This is a genomic window from Methylobacterium thuringiense (assembly GCF_022179645.1).
Taxonomy (GTDB): Bacteria; Pseudomonadota; Alphaproteobacteria; order Rhizobiales; family Beijerinckiaceae; genus Methylobacterium; species Methylobacterium thuringiense.
Genome location: NZ_BPRA01000014.1, coordinates 222297 through 235196, shown reverse-complemented (window position 1 = coordinate 235196; position 12900 = coordinate 222297). Strand labels below are relative to the sequence as shown.

Annotated in this window: 12 protein-coding genes; 2 read left to right on the top strand and 10 right to left on the bottom strand. The window is 68.0% G+C overall.

The genetic code is table 11. The annotated features are described in order from the left end of the window. Nucleotides 1-127: 127 nt before the first annotated feature. The 4 genes from MFF07_RS15790 to mnmG all read right to left on the bottom strand — a co-directional run bounded on the left by MFF07_RS15790 (nt 128) and on the right by mnmG (nt 4628). Nucleotides 128-1030, bottom strand: coding sequence for a ParB/RepB/Spo0J family partition protein (locus tag MFF07_RS15790; RefSeq protein ID WP_147817430.1), 903 nt, complete (start codon nt 1028-1030; stop codon nt 128-130). A gap of 89 nt (nt 1031-1119) precedes the next feature. Then, complete coding sequence (locus MFF07_RS15785) at nt 1120-1944, bottom strand: ParA family protein (RefSeq protein WP_147817405.1); 825 nt, start codon at nt 1942-1944, stop codon at nt 1120-1122. Continuing rightward, entirely contained in the window at nt 1941-2576 is a 636-nt protein-coding gene (gene rsmG, locus MFF07_RS15780; protein ID WP_147817406.1) for a 16S rRNA (guanine(527)-N(7))-methyltransferase RsmG, read from the bottom strand. Before rsmG ends, MFF07_RS15785 begins: the two co-directional genes overlap by 4 nt. Nucleotides 2577-2744: 168 nt before the next feature. Beyond that, a complete protein-coding gene (gene mnmG / locus MFF07_RS15775) occupies nt 2745-4628 on the bottom strand; it encodes a tRNA uridine-5-carboxymethylaminomethyl(34) synthesis enzyme MnmG (RefSeq protein ID WP_147817407.1) in 1884 nt (627 codons plus the stop codon). A gap of 302 nt (nt 4629-4930) precedes the next feature. On the opposite strand from mnmG, the gene MFF07_RS15770 reads away from it, so the two are divergent. Then, the gene (locus tag MFF07_RS15770) at nt 4931-5089 is read left to right on the top strand and encodes a hypothetical protein (protein WP_187272536.1); all 159 of its coding nucleotides are present in this window, start codon (nt 4931-4933) and stop codon (nt 5087-5089) included. 169 nt (nt 5090-5258) lie between these two features. Here the strand turns inward: MFF07_RS15770 and holA are convergent, their stop codons facing one another. From holA to MFF07_RS15755, 3 genes are all read right to left on the bottom strand, one after another. Further along, entirely contained in the window at nt 5259-6290 is a 1032-nt protein-coding gene (gene holA / locus MFF07_RS15765; RefSeq protein WP_147817408.1) for a DNA polymerase III subunit delta, read from the bottom strand. Between the two features lie 176 nt (nt 6291-6466). Beyond that, complete coding sequence (locus tag MFF07_RS15760) at nt 6467-6808, bottom strand: hypothetical protein (RefSeq protein WP_147817409.1); 342 nt, start codon at nt 6806-6808, stop codon at nt 6467-6469. Nucleotides 6809-7003: 195 nt separating this feature from the next. After that, the gene (locus MFF07_RS15755; RefSeq protein WP_147817410.1) at nt 7004-8482 is read right to left on the bottom strand and encodes an MFS transporter; all 1479 of its coding nucleotides are present in this window, start codon (nt 8480-8482) and stop codon (nt 7004-7006) included. Nucleotides 8483-8599: 117 nt separating this feature from the next. Between MFF07_RS15755 and MFF07_RS15750 the strand changes: the two genes are divergently transcribed. Further along, nucleotides 8600-8902, top strand: coding sequence for a hypothetical protein (locus MFF07_RS15750; RefSeq protein ID WP_238232328.1), 303 nt, complete (start codon nt 8600-8602; stop codon nt 8900-8902). An 18-nt stretch (nt 8903-8920) separates the two neighbouring features. Here MFF07_RS15750 and MFF07_RS15745 read toward each other — a convergent pair whose 3' ends face one another. From MFF07_RS15745 to MFF07_RS15735, 3 genes are all read right to left on the bottom strand, one after another. Beyond that, nucleotides 8921-10027 carry an ABC transporter permease gene (locus MFF07_RS15745; protein ID WP_147817411.1) on the bottom strand — a complete coding sequence of 369 codons (1107 nt, stop codon included), beginning with the start codon at nt 10025-10027 and terminating at the stop codon, nt 8921-8923. Nucleotides 10028-10202: 175 nt separating this feature from the next. Further along, nucleotides 10203-11126 carry an ABC transporter permease gene (locus tag MFF07_RS15740; RefSeq protein WP_238232327.1) on the bottom strand — a complete coding sequence of 308 codons (924 nt, stop codon included), beginning with the start codon at nt 11124-11126 and terminating at the stop codon, nt 10203-10205. Nucleotides 11127-11255: 129 nt separating this feature from the next. Next, the gene (locus MFF07_RS15735) at nt 11256-12854 is read right to left on the bottom strand and encodes a peptide ABC transporter substrate-binding protein (RefSeq protein ID WP_238232326.1); all 1599 of its coding nucleotides are present in this window, start codon (nt 12852-12854) and stop codon (nt 11256-11258) included. Between the last annotated feature and the right edge of the window lie 46 nt (nt 12855-12900).

The window sequence follows — 12900 nt, the reverse complement described above, 5'->3', positions numbered from 1 at the left end:
AAGCGTCAAACGCTTACGCCGTTCGTGTCGTGCCGCTGCGCGTCCCTTCCTACGCTGGATCCCGGATCACATTCCGCGGCGCTGCAGGTGTCCGGGAAAGGGGGCGCAAGCTCGTTTGTTGCGTCCTTCAGGCCACGCCCGCGTCGAGCTTCCGGCACAACGCCGCGAACTCGTCCGCGTTGCTGTAGCGGATCCGGATCTCACCTTCGCCCGATGGCCGCGCCTTCACGGCGACGCCGAAGCCCAGCGCCTTGGCGAGCGTCTGCTCCAGGGTGCGGATGCCGGCATCCTTCTCGGCCGCGCGGCGCGGTTTTGCGGATTGCGGCGTCTCGTCGGCGTTGGCCTGAACCTCGGCTTCGGCGGCAGCGATCGCCTCGATGTCGCGGACGGACAGCCCTTCGGCGACGATGCGGCGGGCCACGGTTTCGGGATCGTGTACGGAGAGCAGCGCACGGGCATGGCCGGCGCTGATCTCGGTGTTGGTGACGCGATCCTGGATCCCTTGGGGCAACTGCAGCAAGCGGAGCGTGTTGGCGAGGTGGCTGCGGCTCTTGCCCAGGATCTCGGCGAGTTCGCGCTGGGTATATTTGAACTCGCTCATCAGGCGCTCGTAGCCCGAAGCCTCCTCGATGGCGTTCAGGTCGGCGCGCTGGATGTTTTCGAGGATCGCGTATTCGAGCGAGGCCTTGTCGTCGAGGTGAAGGACGACGATCGGCACCTCCGTGTGCCCGGCGATCTGCGCCGCGCGCCAGCGGCGTTCGCCGGCCACGATTTCATAGGTGCCCGGCACGCCCGGCAGCGGCCGCACCACCACCGGCTGGATGACGCCGCGCATCCGGATCGATTCGGAGAGCTCCTTGAGCTCCGTCTCCGAAAAGCTGCGGCGCGGGTTGCGCGGGTTCGGGCGCAGGAATTCCACCGCGACCTTGCGCTGCTCGCGGTCGTAGCTGCCGCGCGGCTCGGTGGGGAAATCGCCGATCAGGGCCGCGAGCCCACGCCCGAGCCTGGGCCGCGCCGCATCATCCGCCATCGCCATCAGGATACTCCATTACGCGTCGTGAGTGCTCTCAGACGAAGTGGACGCCGGTTCGTCGTCAGAGGGCGCGACAAAACAAAAATTCAGGCGGCGGCTGCGGGCGGCGGTATGCGGCCTTCGCGCTGGATCACCTCGGAGGCGAGGCGGAGATAGGCCTGCGAGCCGGCGCATTTCAGGTCGTAGAGCAGCACCGGCTTGCCATGCGAGGGCGCCTCGGAGACGCGCACGTTGCGCGGGATCGTGGTGCCGTAGACCTTGTCGCCGAGGAAGCCGCGCACGTCCGCCTCGACCTGGGTCGAGAGGTTGTTGCGCGGGTCGTACATGGTGAGCACCACGCCCTGGATCTCCAGGCGCGGGTTCAGCGCGGTCTTGACCTGGTCGACAGTGCGCAGGAGCTGGCTCAGCCCCTCCAACGCGAAAAACTCGCATTGCAGCGGCACCAGCACGGCGTCGGCGGCGGCCAGTGCGTTGATGGTCAGCAGGTTCAGCGAGGGCGGGCAGTCGATCAGGACGTAGGTGACGCCCTGCGTCGCCGGATGCGCCTTGATGTCCTGCAGCACGCCGCGCAAGCGATGCGCCCGGTCGGGCAGGCTCGCCAGTTCGAGTTCGAGGCCGAGTAGGTCCATGGTCGAGGGCGCCACCGAGAGGCGCGGCACGGCCGTCGGCACGATGGCCTGGGCCAGTGAGGCTTCGCCCGCCATGACGTGGTAGGTCGAGACGTCACGGTTGCGCCGGTCGATGCCGAGGCCCGTCGAGGCATTGCCCTGCGGATCGAGATCGATGACGAGCACGTTCTCGCCGATGGCGGCCAGCGCCGTGCCGAGATTGATGGCGGTCGTGGTCTTGCCGACGCCGCCCTTCTGGTTGGCGAGCGCCAGGATGCGCAGGGGCCGTCTCGGATCGGTCATGAATCCACGCGGGAGAGGGCCGTGACGCGCAGGATCCGGGCCTGCGAGTCGGTCCGGCTCGGGATCGAATCGTAGGTGAGAGTCCACTTACGCTGGGCCTCGGTCAATTCCGTGGATGCATCACGCCCCTTCGGAAACAGCCCTACTGCACCGGTTTTTAACAGAGGTTCGGTCCAATCGAGCAGCTGGGGCAAAGGTGCAAGTGCACGGGCGCAGACCACTTCGGTGCCGGCCTGCTCTGTGATGACCTCTTCGATGCGGGCGTTGAGCACAGTGACGGGCGCGCCGGTGAGTCGGGCGGTCTCCGTGAGGAAGGCGCATTTGCGCGCGTTGCTCTCCAAAAGTTTCACGTGAAACATTTCGCGATCACGCCCAGCGATTGCGAGAATCAAGCCGGGGATGCCCGCTCCCGAGCCGAGATCGAGCCAGCGCTTGGAGTCGGGCGCCAGTGCCAGGAGCTGAAGCGCGTCGGCGATGTGCCGCGTCCAGACCTCCGACAGCGTGGCCGGCCCGACGAGGTTTTTTACCGTCTGCCAGCGCTTGAGTTGCTCGACGTAGATGTCGAGGAGCCGCGATGTTTCACGTGAAACATCGTGGGCGGCGAGAACTTTTTCGCGGTCGTTGGATGCCATCGGCCCTCACACTCGCCCACCCTCAGCCTAAGCCTGAGGTGCCCGCGAAGCGGGCCTCGAAGGATCCTCCAGTAAGCTCAGCGCAAAATGGATGACCCTTCGAGGCCTTCGCCGCGCTTCGGCACCTCAGGGTGAGATCGCGGGTGGGATATTCAAAGCTCTGTCGCGTTAGATCGCCGCCGCCCCGGCTCCCCTACCCCGCCGCGCATGCGCAGCCAGCAGGGTCAGCGCTGCCGGCGTCACACCCTCGATGCGCGCCGCCTGACCAAGCGTTGCGGGGCGTACGGCTTCCAACTTCACGCGCATCTCGTTCGAGAGCCCGGCGATGTTGTCATAGGTGAGATGAGCCGGCAGGCGCACGGCCTCGTCGCGGCGGAAGGCGGCGATGTCGGCGGTCTGGCGCCCCAGATAAACGGCGTAGGTGGCGTCGGTGGTCAGCCGCTCGGCGACGCGCGCCGGCACCGCCCCGAGTTCCGGCCAGACTGCCGCAAGGCGCTCCCAGCCGATCTCCGGATAGGACAGCAGCTGGAAGGCGCTGCGGCGCAGACCGTCGCGATTGAGAGCGATGCCGTGGGCGCCGGCCTCGTTCGGCGTCAGGCAGAGCGTATCGAGCCGGGCACGCGCGGCCAGGAGGGCTGCCTGCGACTCCGCAAAATGCGCGGCTCGGCGAGAGCCCACGCAGCCGAGGGTAAGGCCCCGGCCGGTCAGCCGCTCGTCGGCATTGTCGATGCGCAGGGACAGCCGGTACTCCGAGCGCGAGGTGAACATGCGGTAGGGCTCGCTCACCCCATGGGTGACGAGGTCGTCGATCATCACGCCGAGATAGGATTCGGCCCGGTCGAACACGGTGAGGTCGGAGCCGGCGGCGAGCCGGGCGGCATTGAGCCCGGCGACCAGCCCCTGCGCCGCCGCCTCCTCGTAGCCGGTGGTGCCGTTGATCTGGCCGGCGAGAAACAAACCCGGCAGCCGCCGGGATTGCAGCGTCGGGTCGAGCTCGCGCGGATCGACGTAATCGTATTCTATGGCGTAGCCGGGCCGTACGATGCGCGTGCGTTCGAGCCCGGGAATCGCGGCGATGATCTCGGCCTGGATCTCCTCCGGCAAAGCCGTCGAGATGCCGTTCGGGTAGACGGTCGGATCGTCGAGCCCCTCGGGTTCCAGAAAGATCTGGTGACCCTCGCGGTCACCGAACCGCACCACCTTGTCCTCGATCGAGGGGCAGTATCGCGGACCGCGGCTGGCGATGCCGCCGGAATACATCGGCGAGCGCTGCAGGTTGGTGCGGATGATGTCGTGGACGGCAAGCGTGGTGCGGGTCACGCCGCAGGCGATCTGCGGGTTCGTGATCTTGTCTGTGAGCGACGAGAAGGGGACGGGGTCCGCGTCCGCATGCTGCATCTCGAGCGAAGCCCAGTCGATGGTGGTGCCGTCGAGGCGCGGCGGCGTGCCGGTCTTGAGGCGGCCGAGGCGGAAGCCGTGCCGGTCGAGCGTCTGCGCCAGCCCGATCGCCGGCCCCTCGCCGACGCGGCCGGCCGGAATCTGGCGCTCGCCGATATGGATCAGACCGCGCAGGAACGTTCCGGTGGTGAGGACCACGGCGCGGCCCGACAGCGCGCGCCCATCCGTCAGGACGATTCCGGCAACGACGCCTTGGTGCAGGATGAGATCGTCGGCCTCGCCCTCGACCACCGAGAGGTTCTCGGTTTCCGACACGGCGGCCTGCATTGCGGCGGCGTAGAGCTTGCGGTCGGCCTGTGTGCGGGGGCCGCGCACGGCCGGTCCCTTGCGACGATTGAGCAGCCGGAACTGGATGCCTGCGGCGTCCGCCACACGGCCCATCAGGCCGTCGAGGGCATCGACCTCGCGGACCAGATGCCCCTTGCCGAGGCCGCCAATCGCCGGGTTGCACGACATCGCGCCGATGGTTGCCGCCTTATGCGTCACCAGGGCCGTCCGCGCCCCGGTTCGCGCCGAGGCCGAGGCCGCCTCGACGCCGGCATGGCCGCCGCCGACGACGATGACGTCGAAGCTGTGGGAAGGGCTTGAGGACATGCCGGTGATTAGGCGCGCATGAGGCGAATCGTCAACGGAGTCGGGATGTTGAGCCCTGGTCGCGGGGCGCCGAATCAGCCGCTGTGGGGGCCGGCGCCATCATCCGACCAAAAGCGCAATCATCAGATGTGTCAGGATTAAGACCATTCGCAGTTCGTGGCACTCTCATTGCTTTAACGAATTTTGAACGGTTTCGATTGCGTCCCCGGCCCGATCCCACACGGCGGCGGCCTGTGCGGACGATGCGACCCGTTTCCCGGTCAATGACGACCGCGGTCTCAATGACGAGACGGAGATGAGACATGGGTGTTCTGGCGATCAGCGTCGGTGCGGCTCTGTGCGGTAGCGGGGCTGTCGCGCATTTTCGCGACAGGACACAGCGCAACGAGACGCTGCTGGCTCTCGGCGGGTTCTGCTTCCTGCTGGCTGGGCTATTCGTCAGCCGCTCCGGGCACTTCTAAGCCGACCTCCGGGCGTTCCGGATAAGCACGGCACCGCGGTAACGTCGCTTCGATGGCGTCCCTTCATCGCGTATGAAACGCATCGATCTGGGGCTCATTTGGACCGGCGAGGACTGGCTCCTGTCGTTTCACCGGCCATTTGAAATGCCGGCGGCTCGCTCCGTGCCGGCTATCCGCCCCGTCGTGCCGCCGCCCCCGCAATCCGCAGCAGTGCGGCCGAGGCGTGGGCGTGGCCGAGACCCGCCTCGGCCCGGCGGCAGGCCAGCACTGCCTCCTGCAGGGCCGCCACAGCCTGGCGCAGGCCGTTCGGCGACCAGCGGGCGAACTGGGTCTCGATGATCGCCTTGCGGCGGAAATGCAGGCCGCGCCAGTTTGCGACGAGGCTGCCCGGCGTTCCACCGGGATCGTCGAGGCGAGCATTGAGCAGGGCGAGCGCGTGCCGGAGCGCCGCACCGAGCATCACCGAGGCATCGAGACCCTCCTGGCGGAATCGCCGGGATTCGCGCTCGGCCTCCGCCATCCGTCCGGCGAAGGCGGCATCGATGAGGGTGTTGAGCACGCTGGCCCCCACGTCACTGACGATGGCCTCCACGTCCTCGATCTCGACGCGCTCGCGACCGGCCGCATAGAGCGCCAGCTTTTCGATTTCCGAGAGGCTGGCGCGGCGGTCGGCCCCGAGGCTGGTGGCCAGGAGTTCGCGGGCGTCGCGGTCGATGCCGAGGCCTCGCTCGCGCAGAGTCGCTTCGATCAGCTCGGCCAGCGCGCGCGGATCGTCGGCGTAGCAGGGGATGGCGAGGGCGCGGGACGACTTTTCGCAGAGCGTACGCAGCGGCGAGGATTTGGCCAGATCGCCGCCCTCGACCACGATCCGCGCGCCCTCCGGCTCGCTCTTGAGAACGGCGTCGACGGCGGGGGCGTAGTTGCGGCTGCCGGAGCGTACCCAGATCGTGCGGCTACCGCCGAACAGGCCGATGGTGCCGGCTTCGTCGACGAGGCGGCCAGGATCGGAGGCGAGGGTGTCGCCGTCGAGCTTCACCATCGCAAAGGGGTCGTCGGGATCGGCGCCCATGCCCTTGACCAGCCGCGTGGCGCGCTCGGCGACCAAGCCGGTATCGGGGCCGTAGACGAGGACGACGAGGATGCGCGGCTCGGGACCCCGACGCAGCAGGCCCTCGATGTCGCCGGGACGGACGGCGGTCATGCGGCGCCTCCGTCGTGGCGAGGCGCGGGCGAAGCCATGACGAAAGCGGGAGGAGACGACCGCATCTCGTTCATCGACTCACCATCGCTTCCGCGCCGCATGGGGCTCGATAGCAGGTGTTCGAAGCAATGGCATCGCAGCCGCCGGGCGTCCGACGGCTGCGATGCGCGAGACGATCACTCGGCCGAGGCGACTTCGACGAGATCGCCGCGGCGCTGGAAGGCGATGGTCGCCTCGCTGCCGTCGGCGCCGAGGGTGCCGGGCACGGAAAGGTGCACCGTCTGGTCGCCCTTGAGGGTCGTCGAGAGCCGGATGACGTGCGGCTGGTCGGCGAGGGAGTTCACGACCGCGACCGTGGCGACGACGTGAAAGCCGTCCTTCTCGGCGGTGTAATAGGCGGTGCCGCGGAAGGTGCCGAGGTGGATCGCCTTCGGCGTGGCCGGCTTCCAGTCGGCGGCCGTAGCGGCGGTGGCGACCAGGATGGCGGCGGAGGCGAGGGCGAGGGAAAGCGTGCGCATGTGACGTGACCTGTGCGGTTACTGCCCGCCGGGAGTGCCCGAACGGAAGCCGGTTGCACCGGGAGACCGGAATATGCGGCCCGGATGGTGCGCTGCGAAGACCGAAATTTTGCAGCGCACAAATACACGGAACGCATATCTCAGCGTCATACCACGTGCACAACCGCACCTGGTGCATGCCTCCCGCTCAGGCCGCTAGGCCGCAGCGAGCGGCTTCGACACATCCTCCAGCGACCGGCCCTCGGCCGCCGTCCCCCAGATCCAGCCGACGACGGAAGCGACCGCCATCAGCGCGGCACCGATGAGATAGCCGAACAGCACCCAATCGCGGGATCCGCTCTCCACCAGCGCGCCGAACAGCAGCGGGCCGGACACGCCGCCGATGCCGGTGCCGATGGCGTAGAAGGCCGCGATGGCGAGTGCCCGGATCTCCAGCGGGAAGGTCTCGGCCACGGTGAGGTAGGCCGAACTCGCCGCCGCCGACGCGAAGAAGAACACCACCATCCAGACCGCCGTCTGGCCGACGGGCCCGAACACCTCGATCTTGAACAGGTAGCCCGCGACGGCGAGCAGTACGGCCGAGATGCCGTAGGTGAAGGCGATCATCGGGCGCCGCCCCACGGTGTCGAACAGGCGCCCGAGCAGCAGCGGACCCATGAACGAGCCGAGCGCGAAGGGCAGCAGGTACCAGCCGACCTTGTCCCCCGGCACGCCGTAGAAGCGCTCCAGCACCAGGGCGTAGGTGAAGAACAGGGCGTTGTAGAAGAAGGCCTGCGCGATCATCAGGGCGAGGCCGACGAAGGTCTGCGTGCGGCTCGTCACCAGCATGGCGTTCGCGACTTCGGACAGCGGCGTGTGGCTGCGCGTCTTCACCTTCATGCGCTTCGCCGGATCGACCGGCGGAAGCGTGATGCCTTCATCCGTAAAACGCTTCTCGATGCCCGACACCACGCGGTCGGCCTCGGCCGTATAGCCATGGGTGGCGAGCCAGCGCGGGCTCTCGGGAATCCAGTTGCGCAGGAACAGGATCACGAGGCCGATGCCGCCGCCGACGAAGAAGGCGATGCGCCAGCCATAGACCGGATCGACCCATTCGGGCGTGAGCACGGCGATGGAAAGGAAGGCGCCGAGCGCCGCGCCGATCCAGAACGAGCCGTTGATGACGAGGTCGGTCCAGCCGCGCACGCGGGCCGGCACCAGCTCCTGGATCGTCGAGTTGATCGCGGTGTACTCGCCGCCGATGCCCGCCCCCGTGAGGAAGCGGAACACACAGAAGCTCCAGATGTCCCAGGACAGGCCGGAGGCCGCCGTCGCCACGAGGTAGAGCGCCAGCGTGATGAAAAAGAGCTTCTTCCGGCCGATGCGGTCGGTGAGCCAGCCGAAACCGAGGGCGCCGACGACCGCGCCGACGAGGTAGGAACTCGCCGCGAGTCCGACGTCGAACTCCGAAAAGGACATCGGCGCCTTGCGCAGCGCCCCGACGAGCGAGCCGGCCAGCGTCACCTCGAGCCCGTCGAGCACCCAGGTGATGCCGAGCGCGACGATGACGAGGACGTGGAAGCGGCCCCAGGGCAATCGGTCGAGGCGGGCGGCGATGTCGGTGTCGATCACGGTGCCCATCGGCACACGCTCCGGCGCGCTCGCCCCGGATTGGCCCTCGACCTTGCTCGCCATGACGCCTCGTTAACTTCGCTTCAAGACAACTGTGGGAACGCGCCACGAATCGTTTCGGACTCATCGGCTCGGAAAGACGCGTAACGGCTCAATGGCTCGTCTCACGGGCCAGCCACCATGTCAGCCACCCTTCGCATCACGACTCTGTTCCTGGCCGCCGGCTTCACCGGCGCCCTCGGGCTCACCGCCGCCCCTCCCAAGGCCGCCGACGGTACCCTCGGCCGCGATCGCGGGATCGTCGACCTCGCTGGCGCCGAACGCTGGGCGCTGCGCCCGACCCGGGTCACCGCCGCTGCGACCCCGACGCAGGGACCGGGCTCCAAGACGATCGCGCTGTCGGATCTCCCGACGGAAAGGCGCACGGTGCGAGTGATCTACCAGGGCTACATGACGGCCGAAGCGCTCAGCCCGGTTCGATAGATCACTGTCGGTGATCCATCATCCATCGAGCCTCGGATCGAGGGCGTCGGCGAGCCCATCGCCGAGCAGGTTCAGGCTCACGAGACTGACGACGAGGAAGCCGGCCGGCGCGGCCAGCATCCATGGTGCGGATTCGAGCGCCCGTGAGCCCTCCGCGATTAGCACGCCCCATGATGTCGCCGGCTCCTGCACGCCGAGGCCGAGGAACGACAGAAAGCTCTCCAAGAGGATCACCCGCGGCACCAGAAGCGTCGCGGCCACCACGATCGGCCCCAGCGTGTTCGGGACGATGTGACGGGAGAGGATGGCCGGGGTGGTCAGGCCCAGCGCCTGCGCCGCACGGACGAAATCGCGGCTCTTGAGGCTCAGGGTCTGGGTGCGGACGATGCGGGCCATGTCGAGCCACTCCACAGCGGCCACCGCCACCAGAACCAGCCAGAGCCCGGCGCGAAAGAACACCAGCAGCACGATCACGAAGAAGACGAAGGGCAGGGCGTAGAGGATGTCGACCACCCGCATCATCAGCGCATCGACCGCTCCGCCGAGCATCCCCGAGACCGCGCCGTAGGTGACGCCGACGAGCAGCGCGACGAGGGTCGCCGTCAACCCGATCAGCAGCGAGATCCGCCCCGCCACGAGGCAACGGGTGAGGAGGTCGCGCCCGAGCACGTCGGTGCCGAGCAGGAAGTGCAGTTGTTGGATCCGCACCTCGACGACGAGGCGGCGGCCGTCCTCCGCGCGCTCCAGGATGGTCGGCGGGCCGAAGAGATCCGAGCGGGGCAGGTAGCTCAGGCTGCGCTCGTCGATTCTCTTGTCGGATGTGAGGGTCAGGCGGACGGTGCCGTCCCGCTCCGAAAAATCCGCGACGGCGAGGCGCATGCGGAAGGCCAACCGATCGATCGCCGGCCGGACCGTCTCCGGGCGCGGATGGGCCGCGAGGCCGGGCGCCGTGCGGACGAGGTCCGGGTAGATCCGTTCTGGCGTATGGCCCGTCAGAAGCGGCCCGATCAGGCAGGCGAGGGCGACCGCGACGAGCATGACGAGCGCGGCGAAGGCTGGGCGATTGCGGACCAGGCGTCGGCGGGCGAGGGCGGCCAGCGATGTTGCGCGAGCGGGGGCGCTCATCGGGCCGGGATGTTCCACGTGAAACATCGGCGGCTGCGGCCACGAATTCCCCTACCCTCTCCCTCATCCTGAGGTGCCCGCCCAGCGGGCCTCGAAGGAGGGCTCCAGAGATCGCGAGGCTCGCTGCAGCACCTCAGGATGAGGGGATCTGTTTGAATGGCCGCCCCCGCGCGCATTACGCCCCTAACCTCAAGCGCGGGTCCACGACAGCCGCCAGCAGATCCGCGATGAGATTGAACGCAACCACCATCACTGCGACCAGAACCACGGTCCCCATCACCAGCGTATAGTCCCGGTTGAGCGCACCATCGACGAAGTAGCGCCCGATCCCCGGCAGCCCGAAAATCGTCTCGACGATGACCGAGCCCGTGAGCAGGGCCGCTGCCACGGGGCCGAGGGTCGAGAGCACCGGCAGCAGCGCCCCGCGCAGGGCCTGCAGGGCGACGCGCCAGGGTGGAAGGCCCATGGCGCGTAGCGTCCGGATATGCGGCTGCGCCAGCACTTCGTTCAGGGCCGAGCGCGTGAGCCGGGCGATGGCGGCGATCTGCGGCAGGGCCAGGGTGATCACCGGCAGGACCAGATGCGTCGGGCTTCCGCCGTCCCAGTCGCCGACAGGCAGCCAGGCGAGGCCGAGCCCGAACACGATCTGCAGCAGCGGTGCCGTGACGAAGGTCGGCACCGCTAGGCCGAGGGACGCTCCGATGCCGACAAGGCGGTCCGTCATTTTTCCGCGCCGGAAGGCGGCGAGGGTGCCGAGGCCGAGGCCCAGCAGCAGGGCCAGCCCGAGTGCGAGCGAGCCAAGCGTCGCCGAGACCGGCAGGCCTCGGGCAAACAGGTCGTTCACGGTGAGGTCGCGGAACGAGAAGGACGGCCCGAGATCACCTTTGGCCAGCGAGAGTAGGTAACGGCCGTACTGCACGATCAGCGGCTGATCGAGCCCGTAGAGCCGCTTCAGGTTCTCCATCGCTGCCGGCGGCAGCGGCCGCTCCAGATCGAACGGACCGCCGGGCGCGAGCCGGATCAGGAAGAAGCTCAGCGTCACCACGACGAAGAGTGTCGGGATCGCCTGGAGCAGCCGGCGGAGCGCGTAGCCGATCACGGGCTGACACCCTGGCCGTCGTTGCGAGCCGAAGGCGAAGCAATCCAGGGCCGACGCGTCGACGTCGGGTATGCGGCCCTGGATTGCTTCGCTGCACTCGCAGTGACGATGGGCGGCATCGCACTCTCCCTACGACAACGCCAGGAAGCGCGTCGGCGCGACGTTGCGCAGGTTCGGGTGGATCCCGTGCAGGCGGGGCGAGACCAGCGCCTTCGAGCGAAAATGCAGCACGGGAATCCAGGGCAGTTCGTTCACCACGATGCTCTCGGCCTCGAACAGCAGGCCGGCACGCTTCGCCACGTCGCGCTCGGAGGCGGCCTGCTCCAGCAGCCCGTCGAAGGCCGGGCTCGACCACTTCCCCGTGTTGAATCCGTCGTTTCCTGTTTTCAGAAGAAACAGAAAATTCTGCGGGTCGGCATAGTCGGCGTACCAGGAGTAGCGCGCGAGATCGAAATCGCCGCCGTCGCGCAGATAGGCGAAGTGCGTTTTGGCATCCGTGTTGACGAGGCGCGTCGCGATGCCGAGACCGCGCCACATGTCGGCGAGCGCCACCGCTGTGTTCCGGTTGTTGTCGGTGGTGTTGAAGCGGTACTCGACGGTCAGAGGTGTCTTGCCCGGTCCGTAGCCGGCCTCGGACAGCAGCGCCCGCGCCTGCTCCTCGCGGTCGATCAGCAGGATCTCGCGGCCCGGAAGCTCCGGCGGATCGCGATAGTTGTCGAGGCCGGGCGGGCAGAGCGAATAGGCCGGCCCCATGGTCTCGCCCCAGACGGCCTGCGCCAGGAATTCGCGGTCGATCACCAGGGACAGGGCGCGACGTACCCTCACATCGTCGAACGGCTTTTTCCGCACGTTCACGGCAATGGCCATGAGGCCAAGCACCGGGCTGAGCTGGACCTGATCGCCGAAGCGGCGGCGCAGCGAGACCATCTGGTCGGCCGGCAGGTCCGACAACGAGTCGATTTCGCCGGCCGCGTAGCGCCTCACGGCGGCCGAGAGATCCGGCGTCGGGATGAAGGCCACGGTCTCGATCGGGATCGCGGCGGCATCGCGGAAATGCGGGTTCTTGGTCAGGGTGATGCGGTCGTTCGGCACCATGTCGACGAGGGCGTAGGGACCGTTCGAGACGAGCCGGCCCGGCCGGGTGAAGGCGTCACCGTATTGCGCGATCGAAGGCCGGTGCACCGGCAGAGAAGTCTGGTGGGTCAGGAGTTCGAGCAGGTAGGGCACCGGCTCGGCGAGCGCGATCACTACGGTTCGCGAATCGGGCGCGGTCACACCGAGCGTGTCCGGTGCCGCCTCCCCCCGGTTCAATGCGGCGGCGCCCCGGATCGGATAGAGCACCTCGGCGTATTTCGCCGCCGTCTTCGGATCGAGGATGCGGCGCAGGCCGAACACGAAATCCTCGGCCGTGACCGCATCGCCGTTCGACCAGCGCCCGTCGGCACGCAGCGTGAACGTGTAGGTCAGGCGGTCGCCGGAGACGGTCCAGCTCTCGGCCGCACCGGGGATGATCTTTCCGAAGTTGTCGTAGGTGAGCAAGCCCTCGTAGAGATCGCGCAGGATATGGGCCTCGGCCACCGTCGAGGTCTTGTGCGGATCGAGCGTCTCCGGATCGGCATCGTTGCCGCGCCTGTAGTTCTTGGTATCTGCCCGCGCAGGTTGGATGAGGGACAGGCCGAGCCCCAGCGCCGCACTGCCCTTGAGCCAGGAGCGCCGGGCGATCGTCATGAGCGGGTGGCTCGTGCCTCACCCGTCATTGCGAGCGCAGCGAAGC